The organism is Vibrio sp. R11-SG3-ISO3-SZ (genome assembly GCF_059834345.1).
The window spans coordinates 1-21,498 of sequence record NZ_JCBDGX010000164.1; the positions used below are offsets into that span (position 1 = coordinate 1).

A 21,498-nucleotide genomic window follows, 5' to 3' on the forward strand; every position below is an offset into this window, starting at 1 on the left:
ACGCAGGGTACGCAGCTACGTGGTGTGGTTGGGGCCGATGTGCTGATTGATCAGCTGATTAACGACGTCATCAACCTCAATGTAGGCAAAAATGCGCACGCGATGTTGATTGATACACAAGATGGTAACTTCCTCGCTCATCCTGATAAAAACTTGCTGCTCAAACCGGTCAGTCAGTTGTTCGACCGATTATCTTTGCGAGACATCAAACAAGCAGCAGACAACGGATCGATACATCGTTTACATCAAGGCAATCAAGAGAAGCTGTACTATTTCAAATCCGTTGCCCACACCCCTTGGATTTTTGCCATTGAGATGGATGTGACGACTGAAGAAGCGGCGCTCAATCAGTTGATGATCAAGCTGGTGGTGACGTCACTGGTGATCACGGCAGTGGTCATCGCACTGGTCTCTTGGTTGGTGAGCTTCTTATTTCGCGACTTAGTGCGCGTGTCGACCGCCTTGGAAGCCATTGCGTCAGGCGAAGGGGATTTAACTCAGCGTCTAGAGCCAAGAAGTGACGATGAGGTGGGTCAACTGGCGGCAAACTTTAATACGTTTGTCGGCAATATGCATGCGATGGTATCGAAGCTGAGCCTTGTGTCTGCCTCATTGTCTGAGCAATCGAAAAGCACAGCACGAAATGCCGCGCAGCGAAGTGAACGAATTCGTTTGCAGCAAGATGAGATCAACATGGTCGCCACAGCCATCAACGAGATGGCGGCCGCGACGCAAGAAATTGCCGGCAACGCGGACCACACAGCGCAGAACTCTACCCAAGCGGTGTCAGCCTGTATGCAAGGTGGTAAACAAGTGGTGCAAACGCAAAGCTCGATTCAGAACCTGGCTAATGAAGTTCAAGTGGCGACAAAAGTCATTCAAGAGTTAGAAGTCCATGGCAACAGCATCAATACCATTCTTTCGACGATTCAAGATATCGCAGAGCAGACAAATTTGCTCGCCTTGAATGCGGCCATTGAAGCCGCTCGCGCTGGTGAGCAGGGTCGTGGGTTCGCAGTCGTTGCCGATGAAGTGCGCGTGCTTAGCCAACGCACACACTCATCGACCAAAGAGATCCAACACATGATTGAGACGCTGCAAGGCACCACGCTAAAAGCGGTGGGCATCATGCGTGATAGTGGACAATTAGCGGGAACCAGTGTTGAAGACGCGGATTTGGCGGCACACAGCCTCACTGATATTCAACATGCGGTCGAGCGTATTAGCGATATGGCGACTCAGATCGCCTCAGCGGCAGAAGAGCAAGCCTCGGTGACGTCAGAAATCACGCGTAATACGGTTGGTATTCGTGATGTCTCCAATGAATTAGCCGATGAAGCGCATGACGCTGCGGCGCAAGCAAGACAGCTTTCCGAACTCTCACTTGAGCTTGAACAAGAGATAAAGCGCTTTAAGCTCTAAGCGATGAGATGAAAAGCCACTAAGTAGAGATATCATTGTTAAGATAAAACAACGCCCAGCTTAGCTGGGCGTTGTCGTTTCAGTCGAACAGGTCACTTAGTCAATGAGACCGTAGTCTGCGGCAAGAATATCGATGATCTCTTGCTTAGGATTATCGCTGAGCGTAATCGCTTTTCCCGTGATCTTTTCTGCGATACCTGTGTAGGTCTTTGAGATGTCCATCAACGCAGAGAGAGGAAGGGCATTGTCACGAGCAAGGGCTTCACGCTCAGGCATGCGATCTTTATTGAGCAAGATGTCTGGGTCAGGGAAGTGGTTAAGCAAGAACTGGCGGAACCCTTCTTTTGAGTTCTCGACAATATTGCCGGCTTGGTATTGTGCTTCATCCCAAATACGTGAAGAGTCCGGTGTCCCCACTTCATCCATGTAGATGAGTTTTTCCTGACCCGCCGCGTCGGTGACGTAACCAAACTCAAATTTGGTATCAACAAAGACTTGACCTACTTTCGCCAAAGCCGAGCTAATGACGCCAAAGCCTTCACTGAGTAGCTTCTCATAAATCGCGATGTCGCTTTGCTTTGAGAAGTTAAACGCGGCAAAGTTCTCCTCGATGTTGCGGCGACTGATGTTAACGTCGTCCGCTTCTGGTACACCAGGGATGCCACGTAGAATGCCTTTAGTGGATGGCGTCATAAGTAGCTCTGGAAGCGCTTTGTCTTTCTCTAAACCCTCAGGTAGTGTGATACCACAAAACTCGCGCTCACCTTTTTCGTAAGCACGCCACATTGAACCGGTGATGTATTGGCGGCAGATGGCTTCGATCATGATGGGCTTGGCTTTTTGCACGATCCAAACCAATGGGTGAGGAATGTCGAGAATGTGGCTGTCTGCGAGCCCATTGTCTTTAAACAGTTGGAACCAGTGGTTGGAGATGGCGTTTAACGCCGCCCCTTTACCTGGCACGCCTTTTAGATTCCCTTCACCGTGCCAAATGCAGTCAAACGCGGAGATACGGTCACTGATCACCATAATTGCTAGTGGTGCGTCAGGCGACACGTCGTAACCTTTTTCTTCGATAAGGCGTCGGCTATCGGCTTCGGTTAGCCAATACACAGAGCGGACTTTACCACTGTGAACCGGTTTATCAGTGCGGATGGGAAGATCGTCATTAACGGCGAGAACTTGTTCTGCGAGACTCATTTAGACATTCCTATAATTTGTCAAAAATGGTTGATAAGCCATGAAGGCCCTTCATTTGCAGAGCATGATACCAGAACTTTTTCTCTGTTCCAGATAAAAAGCAAACGTTTGCTTGTTTTTAAGTTGAATGAGTTAGGCCTTGGTTTCAAATCAAGAAACCGCGAAAAGAAACGCCTCTTATCACAATGATAGGAGGCGAAGCAGTGAGGTTTCGATTTAGTGGTAGTGATGCATAGACGCATCAACAAAAAAGACTTCACACTGATGTTGCTTGGCCAGTTCTTTCAATAGTCGCTGTTCGATAAGAGAGAGCTCACTTGAGGCAACCACCGCACTGGCGTTACCTGATTGAATCGCTTTGGTCACAATATCGACTTCCGACTGAATTTGCGATGGCTTCATGTGGATGATTTGATTGCAACGCACTTGATGTGAGGACAGTTGAGCAAAATCTGGACGTGGGCATTGACCTGTAAATAGAATCCACTGTTTCTGCTGTGACAGATCAGCCAGTCGTTCAAGGCTGGTGTCATCCAAAGATAGAGGCTGGGTAGACTGAGCCAACACATTAAACTTTGAGTAGCCGTGACGAGGTGTTTGAACTGAAATCATAATACTGTCCTTTTATACATGCTGTATGCGTATACAGTAGTTTTATTGTGGCGAAGACGCAAGCATTTTTTGCGCGCAAAATGAGCGGGTCAGGTAGATTAATAGAAGGAGTTTGTTTTCTAACTATCTGATAAGTAGTTAAATTATATTGGTTTGATAGGTTGAATGAGAGCTTTGAAAAGGTGCAGAAAATGTGATGGGTAACTCACTCTACTCAGCAGGAGGCCAAGTAGAGGCGAACAGGGTGAGAAGAGGTGCTAGAGAAAACGTTCTGGATAGTCGCTAAAAATACCATCCAATTGAGAAAGGTGTTTGAGTCGTTTCGGATTATTGATGGTGTAGCACCACACTTCATACCCGGCATCTTGTAGTTTTGAGACGGTAGACTTGGTCGCCCATGTTGCGCCAATATTGCAGCCTGTCGCCTCCACCTCTTTGAGAAGTTGCCAATCCTTGCGCTTCAATCGCTCGGTAAGTAAAGCGCGTCGACACTGAGGAATTTGCTTTGCTAACTCGCGCATCACGTCATGGCTAAAACTCGACAAAATAATGCGCTCTAGCGGTATTGAGGTCACATTGAGCGTAGAGGCCAATAGCGCGCATACCGATTGGGCGTCGTGGGTATCAACTTTCACTTCAATATTCAGCTTGATGTCGCTGGGTTCAATAAGTGTCAGTAGCTCTTCAAGGGTTAACAGGGTTTGTGGTGTCACTTGACCTTCATGGCGCGCCGCAAAATTGAGTTGTTTGAGCGCACTGAGGGTCAAGGTGTCGACTCTGCCTGTACCATTTGAGCAACGGTCAACAGTATGGTCGTGACACACGACGAGATGACCGTCTTTGCAAGGCTGCACATCGACTTCAACCCAAGTAAGGCCAAGATCTATCGCCGCTTGAATGCTGGCGGTGGTGTTTTCTGGATAGTGTCCTGCCACGCCGCGGTGGCCAATAATGAGCATATCTGATTCTCAACGGAGTGATTTGGTCTGAGAATACGCGTCATTGAGTGGATGTGGTAGTCATTTTGATCTCTAAGTTGTGCTCGCTCTTTCAACAGATTGCGATTAACTCTACTGGTTTTTATGTCATGAACGATATTTTTATCTAATATTTAATTTGAAGATAAAATTAAATTGGAAAAAAGAGGTTTCAGACGATTAGAATACGCCCAGAGCACTAAATTTGATTGGAACAAGGAAGAGAGCATGAAGATCGGAGTGATCGGCGCTGGCGCAGTGGGTGTGGGTGTCTGTAATTATCTACTGACATTGGGCAGTATTAGTGAACTGGTGTTGTTGGATCAGAATCTAGCAAGGGCGGAAGGGGAAGCGTTCGATTTTCGCCATACTGCCGCGCTAACATTCACAAAAAATACCCACATTATGCCGACCGATGACTATCTCAGTTTGATTGGCGCAGACATTGTCGTGATTACCGCAGGCGCGCAGATTAAGCAGGGGCAGACTCGAATTGATTTGGCAGAAATCAACGCCAAAATTGGTGTTGATATCGCGAGGAATGTTGAGCGCGTCGCACCGAACGCGATACTCATCGTGGTCTCCAACCCTTGTGACATTGTCACACACTTTATCGCAACCAATACTGGCTACACGGCGGAGAAAGTGATCAGCAGCGGTTGTGTGATTGATACCGCACGTTTGATGAGTATTGTGGCTAACCGCGTCAACTTAGATCCTAAAAACGTTTTCGGTTATGTTCTTGGTGAGCATGGAAGCAACTGCTTCACCCCCAAGAGCTTAATTTCGATCGCCGGACAACCTGCAGATTATTACTGCGATACACACAAAATGCCTCGTATTTGCGCGGATGAACTGCTTGAATCGGTCAAGCAAGCGGGTTACGAGATATTTAAGCGCAAGCAAAACACCACACACGGTATTGCCGCGAGTGTGTTCCGGGTTATTCAAGCCATTATGATCAATGAACGCTCGGTGTTGCCGGTTGCGACCTTGATACAAGGGGATTATGGCCTCGACAATGTTGTGCTTAGTTTGCCAACCGTCGTCGGGCAAAATGGTGCCCAAGCGATTTTGCAACATCCCTTTACTCAAGATGAGCTCAGTACGCTCCATGCGGTGGCGGATAACGTCACGAAAATCGTTGAACAAGTGGCGGCGCAAACAGGTTTGAATGCCCGTTAACGGGGTACTCTTTGCAAGATCACAACCTGTCTCGCTACTGGCTTGAAAAAGAGGATTGGGCTCACAGCTTAGAGTTTTTACTCTTTGCCAAGAGTAAGACGCTGCTAATTTATAATGTGAATACATTGTTAAATTAGCAGCGTTATGCACATTCATACCATTGAAGGTTATATTCAAACCATCTATCTCGCTGAGTATCCCGACAAACTCTTGCTTCTTGACGGCGCTAGTCGAGCCGACATTACCTACTTGTGCCAGTTCATTGAGCAGCAACTTGCGCGTCCTCTGTGCGATCTGAAAGTCGTTGTGGTGACACACATGCACCCCGATCATGCGGGTGCGGCGCATCGTCTTAGAGCATTAACGGGGTGCCAGATAGTTTCTGCCGACAAAAAGACCCATTGGTATCAAGGGTGGTCGGGTGGGGCGATGTTTTTGTCTGACTTGCTACTCGCATTATGGGTAGCGGGCAGAATGAAAAAAGCACGCGTCAACCTCTGGTATGACCGTTACCTCAAGCCTGATAGCGTAGTCAACGAAGGGGACCAGATACCTGGATTTCCAGATTGGACGATTCTAGAGACGCCAGGCCACACTGATCGGGACCTCTCTTTGTGGCATGAGCCCACACGGCTACTCTATGTGGCGGACTTAATGGTGGAAGTGAAACAGCACCTAATCTCACCTTTTCCAATCTTTTATCCTAATTATTATCGGCGTTCCGTCGAGCGGGTTTTCAAGCTAAACCCAGAGACTTTGCTCGTTGCTCATGGTGGCTCGGTGACTTTCGATGAGAGTGCCTATCGGCACCTTATCGCGACCACGCCCACCACTCCCTCAACGCACTGGAGGGCAACAAAAACCAAGTTACGCGCAGTGCTAAAAGGCCTATTCGCTCAGGTCACCATGAAAAGGAAACAGTAACTGTTCTGTGTCAAAGCCAGCGGATTGGGCAATCCTGACGTATTTATTGAGCTTGTACGTAGGCAAATCAGGCTCTCTGGCGAGAATCCATAAATAGTCTCGATTGTAACCGCTGACGACCGCAGCTGAATAATCCTCTTCTAAATAGAACACCACATAACTGCCGTAAAACGGTCCAAAGAAAGAGACTTTGAGGTGCCCAATCTCCTCTCCATCGACAAACTTGGCGACACCTATCGCTTCTTTCCACTGGTTATCTTCATCGTTCCAGCCACGATTGATCACTTGCACGCTGCCATCATCATTGAGCGAGTATTGTGCGCTGACATGGCTGAGGCCCCGTTCAAAGCTGTGATCAAGCCGAGCAACCTCATGCCATGTGCCAAGATAGCGCTCGAGAGAAAACTCATTGACAGGCGCGATGCCGGTGGGTGTCGAAACACAACCTGACAACAGTGAGATCAGTACCGCAAATAGCGCCAAAATACGGGGATGAAGGGTCATGTTACACCTCTCGTTGTGGATAGAGTGCATTGAAACAAAAAGAGAAACCGGATGGTTTCTCTTAAGTATGGTGCATTCATCGAGTAATGACGATCATTTTGAGTCTAAGCAGACAAATTCGGCTCGCCAACGCAGACGATCCGAGCTGCTCATGGTCGCAAGCAGCTCTTTACCCGACAATTGGGGGTAGGCATGTTTGATGCGATCTTGTTCACCAGAAGGGCAAGATTCATAAGCACGAACGTGAGTGAACGTACCAGTGAGATGGTTTGAAAGTAGCGCTTTTGAAAGGCAGAAGCCGTACATATCCTTTTCCATGTCCAACGTTCCTATCTGTTGAGCAGCATCGAATCTTGTGCGTGAGTCGCTTCTTTTAAACGGTGTGCTGCAGGTTAGCCAATGACGATTACCACTGAGTGTTCAAATAGTATACAAAACAAATGCGGTTTTAGTGCATAAAATGTTCTAAAAACGGTTTGATCTTAATCAACGAAAAGGAGGTTAATAACTGAATAAACATGAAGTGAACTCAAAAAAGCAACCTTGCGGCTAAAAAATCACCAAGTCATTAGCATTTTGATCTCAATTCACTTGGGGAATTCACAGTTTGGATGAGCGCCAGTCGTCCAATACTGGCATCGATGTTAGCCTTAAAATGTCTCATTATAGGAAGGTCTCTTGATCGCAGCGACACGCGATCGGCAGTGAGGAAAAGTATGAATTGGAGCAGTATCAGCTTTCGCAAACGGATGCTGATGATCATGACATTATCTGGGCTAATCGAATTGCTCTTGCTCTCGGCCGCCGGCTTTATTTACATCAAGCATTCGCAAGAAGAAGAGATGGGCTTGAAGGCGCTTGGGGTGGCCTCTTTTCTTGCCAAATCACCGATTGTGATTGAAATGATTGAAACCGGCCAAGTGCAAAGTCAGCAGCGCTATCGTGATTTGACCCAGTTGATTGGCGCCGCGTTTATCGTGATCGGCGACAAGCAAGGTATGCGTTTGGTGCACCCAGTCGATGATCGAATTGGTAAGCCAATGCGCGGTGGTGACAACAAGCGCGCTTTGGTCGACGGGGAGGCGTACATCTCGTTCGCCAAAGGGTCACTGGGTTACTCAGTGCGGGGTAAAACGGCGGTGTTCAATCAGCACGGTGAAATCATCGGCGTTGTGTCTGTCGGGTATTTGATTGACCGGCTTCAAGATAGGATTGAACCATTCCTGTTCTTCTTGATTGTGATGGCATTGATTGTGGTCGGTGCGAACGCCTTGGTCTCTAGCTATGCATCACGGCGCTTTCAAAAAGCGATATTGGGGTTTGAGCCCGAAGAGATTGGCCGACTTTATGTCGAGTTGGATGTGACACTGGAAACCCTTAAAGAGGGCATTTTGAGTATCGATGGGGCCGGTAAACTGCGCTCAATCAATAAAAGTGCCTGCCAAATTTTAGGTTTGGATAAACAGGCATGTTTGAATCAGCCACTCAGTGAAGTGTTGCCACACAGTGACTTACATACTGTGTTGACGACTGCTCGCACCGATAACGACATCAATCTTTACCTCAATAATAAACGTCTTATTGCCAATCGCAGCCCGATTATATTGGATGGCCAGGTGGTCGGTGCGGTGTCCAGTTTCCGCTTGCGTGACGACATCACCGATTTAACTGAGCAATTAGCCAAAACCAAAGAGTACGCAGAGATGCTCCGCTCTCAAACGCATGAGCATCGAAACAAGCTCAACACCATCAGCGGCATGGTGCAAATGGGGGAGTTAGAGGGAGTGCTTGCATTGATTGGCCAAGAGACTGAGCATTATCAAGTCTTAATCGAATTTTTACGCGAGACGGTTAAAGAGCCGCTAATCGCGGGCATGTTGCTTGGCAAAACCGAGCGCGCGCGCGAGCTTGGATTAGAGTTGACGGTAGAAGAAGGCACAAGACTCGAGCCGTTACCAAAGCGAATCAATGCCGAAGACATAGTCACCATCTTAGGTAATTTGATCGATAACGCGTTCGATGCCGTGCGTGAGGCAATTAGCCAAGAAGGGCAATTAGCCCAATCGAGGCGCATCATAGAAGTGTCGATCAGTGATTATGGTAACGAGATCATTCTTGAGGTGAGCGATCAAGGTTGCGGCCTACCGGCACATCTAAGTAAAGAGGAGCTCGTTCAGCGCGGCGTGTCGAGTAAAGACCAATCCAATCGCGGGGTCGGATTATACTTAGTGAATGAGCTCTCTACACGTTACCACGGACAGTTAGATATTACCGATAACAAGGATTTTGGCACCAGAATGACAGTCTATTTACCAAAGGAAGAGCGAGGATGAGTTCGGCGATTCGAATCATGATTGTGGAAGATGACTTAGCCATCGCGCAGCTTCACCAACGTTATCTCGATCAGATGGGCGGCTTTGAGGTTATTGGTATCGCGACAAGTAAAGTGGAGGCAGACATGCAACTCGATCTGCTGACCCCCGATCTCGTGCTGCTCGACGTTCACTTGCCTGATGGAACGGGGTTGGATATTTTGCGTGAATTGCGCGCAAAACAGCGCCAGTGTGACGCGATTTTGATCACGGCGGCGCGCGATGTTGAAACCTTACAACAGGCGATGCGCGGTGGTGTGGTGGATTACTTGCTCAAACCCGTCGTCTTTTCTCGCTTAGAAGCGGCATTGAGCAAATATCGAGATAGGCAGCAACAACTGACGCACAGTGACGGTATCGATCAACGCTTAGTGGATAAAATGCTGCAAGCATCCACACCCGCGACGTCCAATGTGGCCCGATTGCCAAAGGGCATTGATGCCGTCACGTTGGATAAAATTCGTGCACTGTTTAAGCAAGTCGAGAGTTTGACCGCGGATGAGGCGGGCGAGCAGATTGGCGCAAGCCGAACCACAGCTCGGCGCTACTTGGAACATTTAATCAGTACGGGTGAGCTGACGGCGGATCTCAACTACGGCACGGTCGGGCGTCCTGAGCGCTGCTACAAATCTGCTGCGGCGGAATGAAGTTGTGGTAAAGTATTGAAAAGTTAAGCTATTGGTGTGAATGGAATGGAAAGTGTTTTCATCGTTGTTGCGATACTAGTGATCTTCTTTTTCATCGTGCAAAAGCGATTTCTTAAGCAAGATGAGCTCAAAGACAGCGCCTACAAACGCAAGGGCGCACTACTCAACATGCAAGAGACGGCGTTTTACAATGCCCTTATCAGCGCGGTTGGTCAGCAAGCGGTGGTGTTGAGTAAAGTGAACATGGCGAACGTGATAGCGCCCAAAGCCACCGACAAAAAACAGTGGTTTATCGCCAACAACCGCATTGCGCGCAGCTATTTCGACTATGTGGTGTGCGATCCTCGTTCTTTGGATGTGCGGGCCGTGATTGAGCTCGATGACGGCAAAGAGCTCAATAAAGGTAAGGTCGAGCGCCAGAAGCTGTTGATGCACGTATGCAAATCTGCCGGGATCCCGCTCATCGGTGCATCGGTCAAGCACAGCTATCAAGTCGGGAGACTGCGGCGATTGCTCGCCGCACATATTGATCTGATTGAATCGGATAAAGAGGTGCGTTTTTGCAAACGCTGCGGCAGCCCAATGAACATCAAGATTGCCAGCCAAGGGGAGTTCAAAGGTCGGCGTTTCTTTACCTGTAGCCGTCAACCTCACTGTACTTACACAGAAAACTACAACGTTGTGTTTGACGACGAGTCAGACACCGCAGAATAGCGGCCCTATGAGGCCGCCGCTTCATTGCATACCATGACCTGATTTCGGCCATTTTGTTTGGCGCGATAGAGCTCTTTGTCGGCTTCACGCAGCACACTTTCAAGATCGTGGTAGTGGTCGCACTGGTAAACCCCAATACTGACGGTTAAATGAATCGGCTCTTCACGAGAGTGAAAGTTTGCACGTTCAATCGTGGCGCGAATCTGCTCGGCTTTATGCATCGCCTGCGATAAATCCGTGTTGTGCAGAGCAACACAAAACTCTTCGCCCCCAATGCGATAGACCAGGTGCTCATCGCTTAAGGCATCAATCAGTGCCGCCGTCTGTATCAGCACCTTATCTCCGACATCGTGGCCAAATTGGTCATTGACCTGCTTAAAGTAATCCAAATCTAAGATCAGCAACGAGAGAGGCAGTGTTTGGCTCTCACGACGATAACGCTCGAAGTTATGCACCAACGCATGGCGGTTGTAGACACCCGTCAAAGCGTCTCGTGATGCCAAGTGACCTAAGGAGGTTTCAGAGGTTTTACGCTTGACCTCCAAGACGTGCGCAGTCACCCACACCGCGGCAAAGGCAAGCGCAAAGTTAATCGAGAGGTGGAAGTAATCAAGTAGGGCGGTATCGCCGTTTTTTTGAGAGATGATCACCAACTGTAAAGAGAATCCAATCGCTGTTGCAATGAAGCCTTGTCGACGACCAAGAATCAGATAAAAGAGAACAGGGTAAAGGAACGCCCACACAAACAAACCGTGCGCGACTGGGTGGCTATAGGTCGCGATGCTAATGATAGCCACCACGCTATAAATGTAGAGCACTGCTAAGGTGTTCGAGTGCCTGCCATGATAGCAACAGTAACCCACGTAAAGAGAGAAGGTGCAAAACATCGCTTCTATGTAGGCAAGCGTATAAAACGGTCCAACATAGACGTTCACAATGGCCACCAGCATCGACATGGCAGCCAACACTAAACTAAGCCAAAATAACGTTGCCCGTCGCAATTGCCGCGACGGTCGAAAAATATCGAGTTCGTTCCCTGAAGCCATCTGTTAACCGCTGTTTTATTATACTTTTGTTTGATTAATAGACATATTATGCCATTAATTTCACTAATCAAGTTCAGGCGTGAAGTAAGATCACACTAATGAAAATGAAATTAGGTGCACTGTTACAGTGTTAGTGTGATCTCAAAGCATAAATGGCAGATAGGTGTTTGAATTCACTTTAGTTCACGTCTACCCCTTTAGGGTAGTTTGATTTTTGAATTGATTTACGTCATGAAATAAATCAACCAACCGATAAACAATGCGCTCAGATATAAGCACCTAACTCTTAGGAAGTATTATGAGCAAGTTGAAACTGGTCATCGTCGGCAACGGCATGGTTGGCCATCGTTATCTGGAAGATTTGGTCGATAAGACGGATATCTCACAGTTTGACATCACGGTTTTTTGCGAAGAGCCTCGTGTTGCCTATGACCGTGTCCACCTTTCTTCTTACTTTTCTCACCATACCGCGCAAGAACTCTCTCTCGTTAAAGAAGGTTTCTACGAAAAACACGCGATCAACGTCTTGCTCGGTGAGCGCGCAATTAACGTCAACCGAGACAAACGCACCGTCTATTCAAGCTCTGGCCGTGAAATTCAGTACGACAAGCTGATTATGGCGACGGGCTCTTTCCCGTTTGTACCGCCAATCAAAGGCCGTGAAAGCAAAGATTGTTTTGTTTACCGCACCATTGAAGATCTAAAAGCGATTGAAGCGTGTGCGAAGAAGAGCAAAGTCGGTGTGGTTATCGGCGGTGGTCTACTTGGCCTTGAAGCTGCAGGCGCACTAAAAGCATTGGGCGTAGAGACTCACGTTGTCGAGTTTGCTCCTAAGCTGATGGCTGAACAGCTCGATCAAGCGGGCGGTAATCAACTTCGTAACAAGATTGAAAGCATGGGCGTGAATGTTCACACCAGCAAAAACACACTTGAGATTGCACCAGAAGGCAAAAATGCACGTAACGTGATGCGTTTTGCCGATGGCACTGAGCTTGAGACTGACTTTATTGTTTTCTCTGCGGGTATCCGTCCACAAGACAAGCTCGCTCGTCAAATGGAGTTAGAGGTTGCACCGCGTGGTGGTATCGCAATCAACGACTACTCACAAACGTCTGATGAAAACATCTATGCGATTGGTGAGTGTGCGTCTTGGAATGAGATGTTCTATGGCCTAGTTGCTCCTGGCTACAAAATGGCAACCGTAGCGGTTGATCACCTTCTTGGTAACGACAGCAAGTTTGAAGGTGCGGACATGTCAGCGAAGCTTAAGCTTCTTGGCGTGAAAGTAGGCTCAATCGGTGATGCGAACGGTCGTACTCCAGGTTGTAAGAGCTACGTTTACCAAAATGAAGAGCAAGAAGTTTACAAGCGCCTGATCGTTTCTGAAGATAACAAGAAGCTTCTTGGTGCCGTAATGGTTGGCGATACGTCTGACTATGGCGACCTTCTTCAGCTCATGCTCAACGAAATCGACCTACCAGAACATCCAGATACGCTTATCCTTCCAGCGCACGCAGGCGCAGAGAAGCCAACACTGGGCGCTGACGCGCTACCAGAAAGTGCGGTTATCTGTTCATGTTTTGACGTAACGAAAGGCAAAGTGGCACAAGCCGTTGCTGAAGGTCATCACACGATTGCTGACATTAAAGCGGCAACCGGTGCAGGTACTGGCTGTGGTGGTTGTATCCCACTTGTGACTTCAGTGCTTAATGCTGAGCTGGCTAAATCTGGTATCGAAGTGAAGAACGATATCTGTGAGCACTTCGCTTATTCACGCCAAGAGCTGTTCCACCTGATTCGCATCGAAGAGATCAAAACGTTTGATGAACTTCTTGAGAAGTATGGTCAAGGCTATGGCTGTGAAGTGTGTAAACCTGCAGTCGGGTCTATTCTGGCTTCTTGCTGGGGTGAGCACATCCTTAAACCACAACAGGTTAAGCTGCACGATACCAACGATAATTTCCTCGGTAACATGCAAAAAGACGGTACTTACTCGGTTATCCCTCGTATGGCGGGTGGTGAAGTCACACCAGAAGCATTGAAAGTATTGGCTGAAGTGGCAGCAGAATACAACCTTTACACCAAAGTGACGGGCGCGCAGCGTATCGGTCTATTTGGCGCGCAAAAAGATGACCTTCCGGCCATTTGGAAGAAGCTGATTGCCGCAGGCTACGAAACCGGTCAAGCGTACGCCAAAGCACTGCGTATGGCGAAGACATGCGTGGGCTCCACTTGGTGTCGCTACGGTGTTCAAGATTCAGTTGGGCTAGGCGTGATGATCGAGAACCGCTACAAAGGCATCCGTACGCCACACAAGATGAAGTTCGGTGTCTCTGGCTGTACGCGTGAGTGTGCGGAAGCGCAAGGTAAAGACCTTGGCATCATCGCGACTGATGCAGGTTGGAACATGTACGTCTGTGGTAACGGGGGTATGAAGCCACGTCACGCTGACCTGCTAGCAAGTGACCTAGACGAAGCAACGCTAATCAAGTACATCGACCGTTTCATGATGTTCTACATCCGTACGGCTGCGCCACTCCAGCGCACATCAGTATGGCTAGAGAACATGGAAGGTGGCGTTGATTACCTGCGTGAAGTGATTGTCAATGACAAACTGGGTATCAACGAACAGCTAGAAACGGACGTGGCGAAATTGGTTGAAGCGTTCCGTTGCGAGTGGACGGATACCATCAACGATAAGTCGCAGTTAAAACGCTTCTCACACTTCATCAACTCAGATAAGCGTGATAACAACGTCGTGTTTGTTGATGAGCGTGCTCAGCACCGCCCAGCCACTTACACCGAAAAACACCCTGAGGTGAAGGGCGACATCCTTCACGTAGCAGTGACTGAATAAGAGCGGAGTCGTCATCATGGCATTTGAAAAAGTATGTGACATCACAGACATCATCCCAGGCACGGGCGTATGTGCGCTAGTGAAGGAGCAACAAGTGGCAATCTTTCGTCCGTCAGAAGCGGAAGAGGTGTTTGCTATCAGCAACATGGATCCCTTCGCGCGCTCCAACGTGTTATCACGCGGCCTTATCGGTGAGCACAAAGGCGAGCTTTGGGTGGCAAGTCCACTGAAAAAGCAGCATTTCAACCTAGCAACGGGCGTGTGTATGGAAGATGAGCGCTTCAGCGTCAAAGCGTTTAATGCCCGCGTCGTGAAAGGGGCGGTAGAGATTGAGGGCTAGCGTTATCGCTTACTTTCTTTCTTAGAGTCAATAGATTAAAGGTTCCCTGTTGGCGCAGGGCTGCGACAGCTGGGAGCCTTTCCCTATTCACTTTTATTTTTAAACTTTATGGAGAGACAATGATGTCTGATTTCAAGCCTGCTGAATTCGTGCAAACGATGATCAACGTTGGTGAAGCGAAAACCAACACCCATACGCGAGATTTACTTATCCGTGGCTTTATGGCGGGTATTATCCTGTCACTGGCGGTGGTTCTGGCGCTCACGACGATTACCCAAACTGGGTTGGGTGTAGTGGGGGCGATGGTGTTCCCTGTGGGCTTTGTGATTTTGAGTATCATGGGTTATGACTTGGTTACCGGTGTCTTTGGCTTGGCGCCGCTAGCGAAATTTGAGAACCGTCCAGGCATCACCTGGGGCCGCGTACTTCGCTGTTGGGGGCTTGTTGGCCTAGGCAACCTAGTAGGCTCTATCTTCATCGCTTACATCATTGCACTGTCACTGACCTCCAACTTCACCAATGATGGCGGCGCCGTCGCTAAAACCATCATCAATGCATCAACAGCACGCTCGGCGGGTTTTGAATCATTAGGTATGGATGGTTGGATCACCTGCTTCGTGCGCGGCATTTTGTGTAACCTCATGGTGTGTCTCGGTGTGATTGGTAACATGACCGCACGCCGTTTAAGTGGTCGTATCGCCGCTATGTGGTTCCCTATCTTTATTTTCTTCGCGCTAGTATTCGAGCACGCAGTAGTAAATATGTTCCTATTCCCGCTAGGTATGATGCTGGGTGCGGATTTTGGTGTCGCGACATGGTTAAACTTTAACCTAATCCCAACGATTTTAGGTAACATTGTCGGTGGCCTTGTGTTTACCTGCATCCCTCTCTATCTCACTCACGCGAAAACAGCGCCAGCGCTTGACGCAGAAGAGACGAACGCGCAAGCAACTCCGGTATTGAACGCGAAATAATGTCACTCAGCCCCGCTCTCCGCGGGGCTGAATTTCGATAACAAGTGATGATTTCAATAGAGCGATTGTCACTTTTTATCGTGAATTTTTAAGAGTGGTGGCTATGTCTACAAACGCCGTTAACACAAATCAAGGTGGTTTTGTCTCTTTGGTCGGAGCGGGCCCGGGCGATCCGGATTTGCTGACAGTGAAAGGGTATCGAGTTATCCAGCAAGCGGAGGTCTTGGTTTACGACCGATTGGTGTCAGAGGCGATCCTCGCCATCGCTAACCCTGAGGCAGAGCGGATTTACGTGGGTAAACAGCTCGATTTTCACTGTGTACCGCAAGATCAAATTAATCAAATCTTGGTCGAAAAAGCCCAGCAAGGAAAACGTGTCGTGCGCCTTAAAGGTGGTGACTCATTCATCTTTGGCCGTGGTGGCGAAGAGTTGGAAGCGCTCGCCGAACACTATATCTCATTTGAAGTGGTGCCGGGCATCACCGCCGCCGCAGGTGCGACCTCTTACGCGGGGATTCCTTTGACGCACCGAGACCATGCCCAGAGCGTGCAGTTTATTACCGGTCATGTTCAACAGAATGGACAAGAGATTCAATGGTCCGCGCTGGCACAGCCCAACAACACGTTAGTCTTTTATATGGGCTTAAAACAGTGTCGCCACATTCAGGCCAATCTTATTGAGCAGGGTATGGATGTCGACATGCCCTGCGCCATCATCGAAAACGGCACTCGTAAAGAGCAGCGTGTCTTAACGGGTAAACTCGCAGATCTGGCGAGTCTAGGCGAACAAGCCGTGAGCCCCGCGCTGATTGTGGTCGGCAGCGTCACACAATTGCATCGTTCATTGCATTGGTTTGCACCAGAAAATAAGACGGAATAATCGTTATTCCTAGTGAAGCGGCGCAGGGCTGCTTATTCTCCTTAACAACGAATAAACGCGAACGCTTTGTTGGAGCAACGATGAAACGAATGACCACGTTATTTGCCACCCTTATCATGGCAGCCGGCGCAAACGCCAATTTGATTATTGATAAAAACGGCGTTGATGAGAAAGACTTCATCTACGATAAGCATCAATGTGAAGAGTTGGCCAATCAAGTGCAAAAAGACACCCAATCACGTGGTGCTGTCGGTGGTGCAGCCAAAGGCGCAGCGCTGGGCGCGGCGGGTACGGCAATCGCTGGTGGTTCAGGTTCGGAAGGTGCGAAGAAGGGCGCAGGCGTGGGCTTAGCGGTTGGTGTGCTTGGTGGCAGTAAAGATCGCCGTGAAAACCAGAAAAACTATGAAGCTGAACGCCAAACCGTGATGCGTAACTGCATGACCAACCGTGGCTACACCGTATTAAATTAACAACTCGTTGGCTAGACGAGCAATAGCGGCAGGGCTCTCTGCCGCTATTGTTATTGCCAATAGACCGATTTCTCAACCTCATCGAATTCTGTTACAGTGCCGAACCATTGCTAAATCACCAGGTTGGATGCACTTGATGGAAACCATCGCACTCTTTGTGGATGTGCAAAACATCTATTACACCACGCGCGCGCAGTTCCGCGCTCACTTCGATTACAACCAATTTTGGTACGTTGCGACACAAGGGCGTCAAGTGTCGATCGCCCATGCTTACGCCATCGCTTCTCATGATCCTAAACAACGCCAGTTCCACCACATCTTGCGTGGTATCGGGTTTGATGTGAAGTTAAAACCTTTCATCCAGCGTCAAGATGGCAGTGCGAAGGGGGATTGGGATGTGGGTATCGCGCTCGATGTCTATGAGGCGGCGGCCAAAGTGGATAGAGTCGTTCTGCTGTCAGGGGATGGGGATTTTACCTTGTTACTGGAGCGCATTAAGCAGCGTTTTAATACGTCCGTTGACGTTTACGGTGTCGAGGCACTGACAGCGCAAAGTTTGATAGAGGCGAGTGATCGATTCATCGCCATCGACCACGATCTATTACTGCGTCGCTGATTCTGAATCGGCTACGCTCTGCTCAGTCTCATTATCTGATACTTGGGTTGCGTTCTCTTCCTCGTTTTCAAGCTTGGCGCGCTCGGCTTTTGAGATGTAACGCGGCTTGTTGCTTTTGTGCAGCTTAGCGTTCGCTTTTTTCTGTTTTGACTTCAAAATCTGGTTGATGCGTTTTTTACGATTCATGGTGAACACCTTATCGAGTAGAGGGCGCACATCCTAGCAGATTCCACCTACGCTGCAAGACTCCCCCGTCATTTGAATGGTTGAATTATCACTCGTAATGATAGTTTCAGCATCAAGATTAACCCCGATCAATAAAGGATTGGCAGCATCGCTTTACCCTTAGTGCATATTTCAATAATGACAAAGGGAAATGAGTGTGAATTCATTCAAACTGAAAATATCCGCGGCGATTGGCAGCATGATTGTTGTCATCGTTGCATTGCTGACGGTGACTGGATTTTTATCATTCAAAGAGGAGAGCGTGGCTCTCAGCCAAACAGTGCTGATGGAGAAAAATGCTGCAGTAGAAACCTACCTAACTGAGAAGTTTACTGGCTACCAACACGTCTTGTCGGGCGTTAAGGTGAGCGTTGGTGATATCACTGACCAAGGTTTATCGACCAAAGCGGTGACGCAGTTGGAAATGCTTTATCGCACACAGCAGTCTTTTATTGAGGGCGCGTATATTATTGATGTGGATGGCGGCATATACAACGTGGAAGGTCGCCAAATGGATTTCAACGTTAAAGAGCTCAGCCGCTCTTATTACACTGCACTGTTCACACAAGGGAAGACATTTTTCGTTTCGCCGCCTTTTGTTTCTGCTGTGACACAAAAAGAAGTGGTGGTATTGGCCTACAAAATCAATCCTCAAGTGGCTGTGATCACCTCGATCTATCTCGATTCATTGCTGACTAAAATCAAAGGTCGCAATGACATGTTCCTATACGGTGAAGATGGCACTATTTTGCTATCCCCGTATCAAGATCTATTAGGAAAAGACATCTACCAAGAGCGCCCGCTCTATAAACAATTCAACAAGGATACCCAGATCCTACAATACGAGGCAGTCGTGGATGGTAAGGCGACCGACTTCACCGCTTTTTGGACAAAACTGGACGTCAGTGGATGGAAGTTTGTCACCTTCATCCGTGATGCGCAAATTGAGCGCAATGCGAACGATCAATTGATCACATCAGCTGTTATAGGCTTTGTGAGTCTGCTGCTAGCGATTGGCGTGCTGTTTGTGTTGGTCGACAAACTGGTATTAGTCCCGGTTGGCGGTACGCCCGATGAGATTGCGCATTTGATGGAAGAGATGGCCAAAGGGGATTTCAGTCAAGAGATCCCGCAAACGGGCAAAGAGACGGGTATTTATCTCTCTCTGATCAAGCTCAAACTGCAACTCTCTGAGCTGATTAAGAACACACACGGCATCTCGGAAAGCGTCTCCTCGGCGTCTGAGCAGCTCAACGTCATCATGAATGACACCAAATCCAACGCACATCAAGAGTTGGCGCAGATGGAGCAAATATCCACAGCCATCAATGAGTTGTCTTCTACCTCTCAAGAGGTGAGTCAGCAAGCGGTGCAAGCGGAAGAGGTTGCCAAAGGTGCACGTGAGAATGTCGCCAACGGTAAGCTGACTCTGGAGAAAAATATCGCCTTGACCGATTCTATCAGCGCCTCCGTAAATGACAGCGCGCAAATTGTCAGTGATTTGCGTCAGTTTGCGCTGGAGATCAGCAGTGTGATTGAAGTCATCAATACCATTTCAGAGCAAACCAATTTGCTGGCGCTGAACGCAGCCATTGAGGCGGCGCGTGCGGGTGAGTATGGGCGAGGCTTCGCCGTTGTGGCCGACGAAGTGCGCAGTTTGGCATCCAAAACGCAAGACTCTACCGTAAGCATCAAAGAGATCATTGAAAAGCTGCAAAAACAATCTGATGTGGCGCAGCACAATATGAGCAAAAATGTTGAGTTGATTGAGGAGTCAGTCGAGCTCGCCGATCGCGTCAAAGCCTCATTTGAAGAGATTTATCGCGCGGTGGACGCCATCTCTGAAATCAACACGCTAGTGGCCACCGCCGCGCAAGAGCAATTTAGCGTCACCGAGGACATTTCCCAAAACACCACTCACGCCTATGATCTGGTGCAAAAGAACGTCTCGGGTGTGGATGAAACGCTGCAAGCCTCGGCTGAGCTGTCAAAACTCGCGGTCACGCAAAAAGAAGAACTTGGCTTTTTCAAAGTGTAACGCCTTCGACTTGCACTTGGTTTATCAAGACTACACATTAAGCTCGCCATTTGGCGGGCTTAATTTTTTTGTGTAGCTCCGCTACTATGGCGTAATGAATGGTGGATAGATAATTAGAGGTGTGAATGGATTTGGCCAGTAGGATGGAGCTGTTGCTGGAAGTCTCGAAAGCGGGCTCGTTTGCCAAAGCGGCAGACCGACTCAATCTCGACCGTTCAGTGCTCTCTAAGCAGGTGAAACAGCTTGAAGAGCATTTAGGGGTAAGGCTTATCAACCGAACTACCCGTTCGTTGTCGCTAACCGATGTCGGCTATCAGATTGTGGATCAAGCCAATAAAGTCAGTTCGCTGCTCGAAGAGACCAAGCAAATTGCCGAGTCTTACCATAGTGAGCCGGTCGGCAACTTGAGGATCTCAAGCAGCACGCTGTTTGGGCGTAAGTACATTCAAAAGGTGGTGGAAGCGTTTTTGGAGAAATACCCGAAAGCGACCGTCAACTTGGTGCTGGATGATTTACGTGTTGATGTGATCAAAGAGCGCATTGATCTCGCGTTTCGCATCGGCCCAATGCGCGATTCGTCCATGGTGGCGAAACGACTGGCGGACAACAAATTGGCGCTGGTGGCGTCTGAAGAGTTTGTTGAGCAGCATGGTTTGCCTGAGACCCCTGAGCAATTGGTGGCCCTCCCTGCGGTTATTTACGCTAACAGCAGTATTGTGATTGATAAATTGCAGATCCACTCGAAAGATAACTTGCGCTTGGACACCTTCACCATGACCGGGCCATATCGCGTCAATGAGCCTCAGTTAGTGATAGACAGCGTTAAATCAGGGATGGGGTATGCCATGATTGGTCAGTTTATGATTTCCAAAGAAATCGAAAAGATGGGGTTGGTTCAGTTGCTCCCCGATTATCACATGCCCTCTTTTGGTGATGTCTACGCCCTGTATACTCACCGCAACGTTTCGCCTTTGGCAAAAGCCTTTATTGATATTGCTCAGCAAGTCATCGGGACGCCGCCAGTGTGGGAGCAGTACTTTAGCTAACATACACCAAGTAGATTGAGTGAAAGCAGAGCGAACCATAACGTCCGAGCAATAAAAAACGCCCAGTTGATACTGGGCGTTTTGATATACTGAGCAGACTGGCCGTACAAGGCGCGTCTCACTGTGACGATTCACGCAGACAGCTGTGGACAGCAACCGTCTAACTTAGAATGAAGTGAGGTAACGTTGTTCGCGAACGACTTCGCCGTTGTCATCAACCAGTTCAAAGGTGAAGGTACGGCCGTTATCGAACAAGTTTGCCGCAACGAAGGTGCCTTTTGAGCCTGAAATGTGAGTTTTGGTGCCGTTGCCGACGACTTTAACCGGTACGTTGCTGACCGGTTGGCCATCTTTCAATACGGTAACTTTCGCTTGGTTGTTGTTAGGTTCAACGTTCAGTGTGTAGTCGCTAGCCGCAAAAGCCATGCTTGAAGTCAGTGTGGTAAGGG

The 21,498-nt window shown here is 48.6% G+C and carries 22 protein-coding genes; 14 read left to right on the forward strand and 8 right to left on the reverse strand.

Features of this window, described 5'->3' with window-relative positions; genetic code table 11:
- Nucleotides 1–1,422: methyl-accepting chemotaxis protein (locus tag AC6R1O_RS17715; protein ID WP_500657521.1), on the forward strand; the 1,422-nt coding region annotated here is incomplete at its 5' end.
- 96 nt (nt 1,423–1,518) lie between these two features.
- On the opposite strand, the gene AC6R1O_RS17720 is transcribed toward AC6R1O_RS17715, so the two are convergent.
- The 3 genes from AC6R1O_RS17720 to AC6R1O_RS17730 all read right to left on the reverse strand — a co-directional run bounded on the left by AC6R1O_RS17720 (nt 1,519) and on the right by AC6R1O_RS17730 (nt 4,193).
- A complete protein-coding gene (locus AC6R1O_RS17720) occupies nt 1,519–2,622 on the reverse strand; it encodes a phosphoribosylaminoimidazolesuccinocarboxamide synthase (RefSeq protein ID WP_500631143.1) in 1,104 nt (367 codons plus the stop codon).
- Nucleotides 2,623–2,838: 216 nt separating this feature from the next.
- A complete protein-coding gene (locus AC6R1O_RS17725) occupies nt 2,839–3,231 on the reverse strand; it encodes a hypothetical protein (protein ID WP_500631176.1) in 393 nt (130 codons plus the stop codon).
- Nucleotides 3,232–3,491: 260 nt separating this feature from the next.
- Nucleotides 3,492–4,193, reverse strand: coding sequence for a glycerophosphodiester phosphodiesterase (locus AC6R1O_RS17730; RefSeq protein WP_500657522.1), 702 nt, complete (start codon nt 4,191–4,193; stop codon nt 3,492–3,494).
- 246 nt (nt 4,194–4,439) lie between these two features.
- On the opposite strand from AC6R1O_RS17730, the gene AC6R1O_RS17735 reads away from it, so the two are divergent.
- Nucleotides 4,440–5,396, forward strand: coding sequence for a lactate/malate family dehydrogenase (locus AC6R1O_RS17735; protein WP_500638251.1), 957 nt, complete (start codon nt 4,440–4,442; stop codon nt 5,394–5,396).
- A 144-nt stretch (nt 5,397–5,540) separates the two neighbouring features.
- A complete protein-coding gene (locus AC6R1O_RS17740; protein ID WP_500631140.1) occupies nt 5,541–6,320 on the forward strand; it encodes an MBL fold metallo-hydrolase in 780 nt (259 codons plus the stop codon).
- Here AC6R1O_RS17740 and AC6R1O_RS17745 read toward each other — a convergent pair.
- Together AC6R1O_RS17745 and AC6R1O_RS17750 are read right to left on the reverse strand one after the other, a co-directional pair.
- Nucleotides 6,285–6,824, reverse strand: coding sequence for a lipocalin family protein (locus AC6R1O_RS17745; RefSeq protein ID WP_500631139.1), 540 nt, complete (start codon nt 6,822–6,824; stop codon nt 6,285–6,287). The genes AC6R1O_RS17740 and AC6R1O_RS17745 overlap by 36 nt on opposite strands.
- 93 nt (nt 6,825–6,917) lie before the next feature.
- Entirely contained in the window at nt 6,918–7,142 is a 225-nt protein-coding gene (locus AC6R1O_RS17750) for a hypothetical protein (protein ID WP_500631138.1), read from the reverse strand.
- Between the two features lie 398 nt (nt 7,143–7,540).
- Between AC6R1O_RS17750 and AC6R1O_RS17755 the strand changes: the two genes are divergently transcribed.
- Genes AC6R1O_RS17755 through AC6R1O_RS17765 form a run of 3 tightly spaced genes read left to right on the forward strand, consistent with a single transcriptional unit; the run spans nt 7,541 to nt 10,557 of the window.
- The gene (locus tag AC6R1O_RS17755) at nt 7,541–9,157 is read left to right on the forward strand and encodes an ATP-binding protein (RefSeq protein WP_500631137.1); all 1,617 of its coding nucleotides are present in this window, start codon (nt 7,541–7,543) and stop codon (nt 9,155–9,157) included.
- Nucleotides 9,154–9,843, forward strand: coding sequence for a response regulator (locus AC6R1O_RS17760; RefSeq protein WP_500633337.1), 690 nt, complete (start codon nt 9,154–9,156; stop codon nt 9,841–9,843). Before AC6R1O_RS17755 ends, AC6R1O_RS17760 begins: the two co-directional genes overlap by 4 nt.
- 45 nt (nt 9,844–9,888) lie before the next feature.
- A complete protein-coding gene (locus AC6R1O_RS17765; RefSeq protein WP_500629772.1) occupies nt 9,889–10,557 on the forward strand; it encodes a DUF2726 domain-containing protein in 669 nt (222 codons plus the stop codon).
- A gap of 5 nt (nt 10,558–10,562) precedes the next feature.
- On the opposite strand, the gene AC6R1O_RS17770 is transcribed toward AC6R1O_RS17765, so the two are convergent.
- The gene (locus AC6R1O_RS17770; protein ID WP_500633338.1) at nt 10,563–11,603 is read right to left on the reverse strand and encodes a GGDEF domain-containing protein; all 1,041 of its coding nucleotides are present in this window, start codon (nt 11,601–11,603) and stop codon (nt 10,563–10,565) included.
- Between the two features lie 298 nt (nt 11,604–11,901).
- On the opposite strand from AC6R1O_RS17770, the gene nirB reads away from it, so the two are divergent.
- The 6 genes from nirB to AC6R1O_RS17800 all read left to right on the forward strand — a co-directional run bounded on the left by nirB (nt 11,902) and on the right by AC6R1O_RS17800 (nt 17,740).
- Nucleotides 11,902–14,460: a nitrite reductase large subunit NirB gene (gene nirB, locus AC6R1O_RS17775; RefSeq protein ID WP_500633339.1), complete on the forward strand. Its 2,559-nt coding sequence runs from the start codon at nt 11,902–11,904 to the stop codon at nt 14,458–14,460.
- Nucleotides 14,461–14,476: 16 nt separating this feature from the next.
- Complete coding sequence (nirD, locus tag AC6R1O_RS17780) at nt 14,477–14,800, forward strand: nitrite reductase small subunit NirD (protein ID WP_334552280.1); 324 nt, start codon at nt 14,477–14,479, stop codon at nt 14,798–14,800.
- A gap of 119 nt (nt 14,801–14,919) precedes the next feature.
- On the forward strand, nt 14,920–15,774 hold the full coding sequence (locus tag AC6R1O_RS17785) for a formate/nitrite transporter family protein (protein ID WP_500631132.1): 855 nt from the start codon (nt 14,920–14,922) through the stop codon (nt 15,772–15,774).
- 103 nt (nt 15,775–15,877) lie between these two features.
- Nucleotides 15,878–16,654, forward strand: coding sequence for a uroporphyrinogen-III C-methyltransferase (cobA, locus tag AC6R1O_RS17790; RefSeq protein WP_500633340.1), 777 nt, complete (start codon nt 15,878–15,880; stop codon nt 16,652–16,654).
- 80 nt (nt 16,655–16,734) lie between these two features.
- A complete protein-coding gene (locus AC6R1O_RS17795; RefSeq protein ID WP_500633341.1) occupies nt 16,735–17,124 on the forward strand; it encodes a glycine zipper family protein in 390 nt (129 codons plus the stop codon).
- Between the two features lie 136 nt (nt 17,125–17,260).
- Nucleotides 17,261–17,740, forward strand: coding sequence for a LabA-like NYN domain-containing protein (locus tag AC6R1O_RS17800; protein WP_500633342.1), 480 nt, complete (start codon nt 17,261–17,263; stop codon nt 17,738–17,740).
- Here AC6R1O_RS17800 and AC6R1O_RS17805 read toward each other — a convergent pair.
- Nucleotides 17,726–17,926 (reverse strand): DUF2986 domain-containing protein, encoded by a 201-nt coding sequence (locus AC6R1O_RS17805; RefSeq protein ID WP_500633343.1) that lies wholly within the window; start codon nt 17,924–17,926, stop codon nt 17,726–17,728. The two genes, AC6R1O_RS17800 and AC6R1O_RS17805, sit on opposite strands and share 15 nt — an antisense overlap.
- A 190-nt stretch (nt 17,927–18,116) precedes the next feature.
- Here AC6R1O_RS17805 and AC6R1O_RS17810 point away from each other — a divergent pair, with 190 nt between their 5' ends.
- The gene (locus tag AC6R1O_RS17810) at nt 18,117–20,003 is read left to right on the forward strand and encodes a methyl-accepting chemotaxis protein (protein WP_500633344.1); all 1,887 of its coding nucleotides are present in this window, start codon (nt 18,117–18,119) and stop codon (nt 20,001–20,003) included.
- 125 nt (nt 20,004–20,128) lie between these two features.
- On the forward strand, nt 20,129–21,049 hold the full coding sequence (locus AC6R1O_RS17815) for a LysR family transcriptional regulator (RefSeq protein WP_500631129.1): 921 nt from the start codon (nt 20,129–20,131) through the stop codon (nt 21,047–21,049).
- Nucleotides 21,050–21,214: 165 nt separating this feature from the next.
- On the opposite strand, the gene AC6R1O_RS17820 is transcribed toward AC6R1O_RS17815, so the two are convergent.
- The coding region (locus AC6R1O_RS17820) for a hypothetical protein (protein WP_500657523.1) at nt 21,215–21,498 on the reverse strand (284 nt) is incomplete at its 5' end.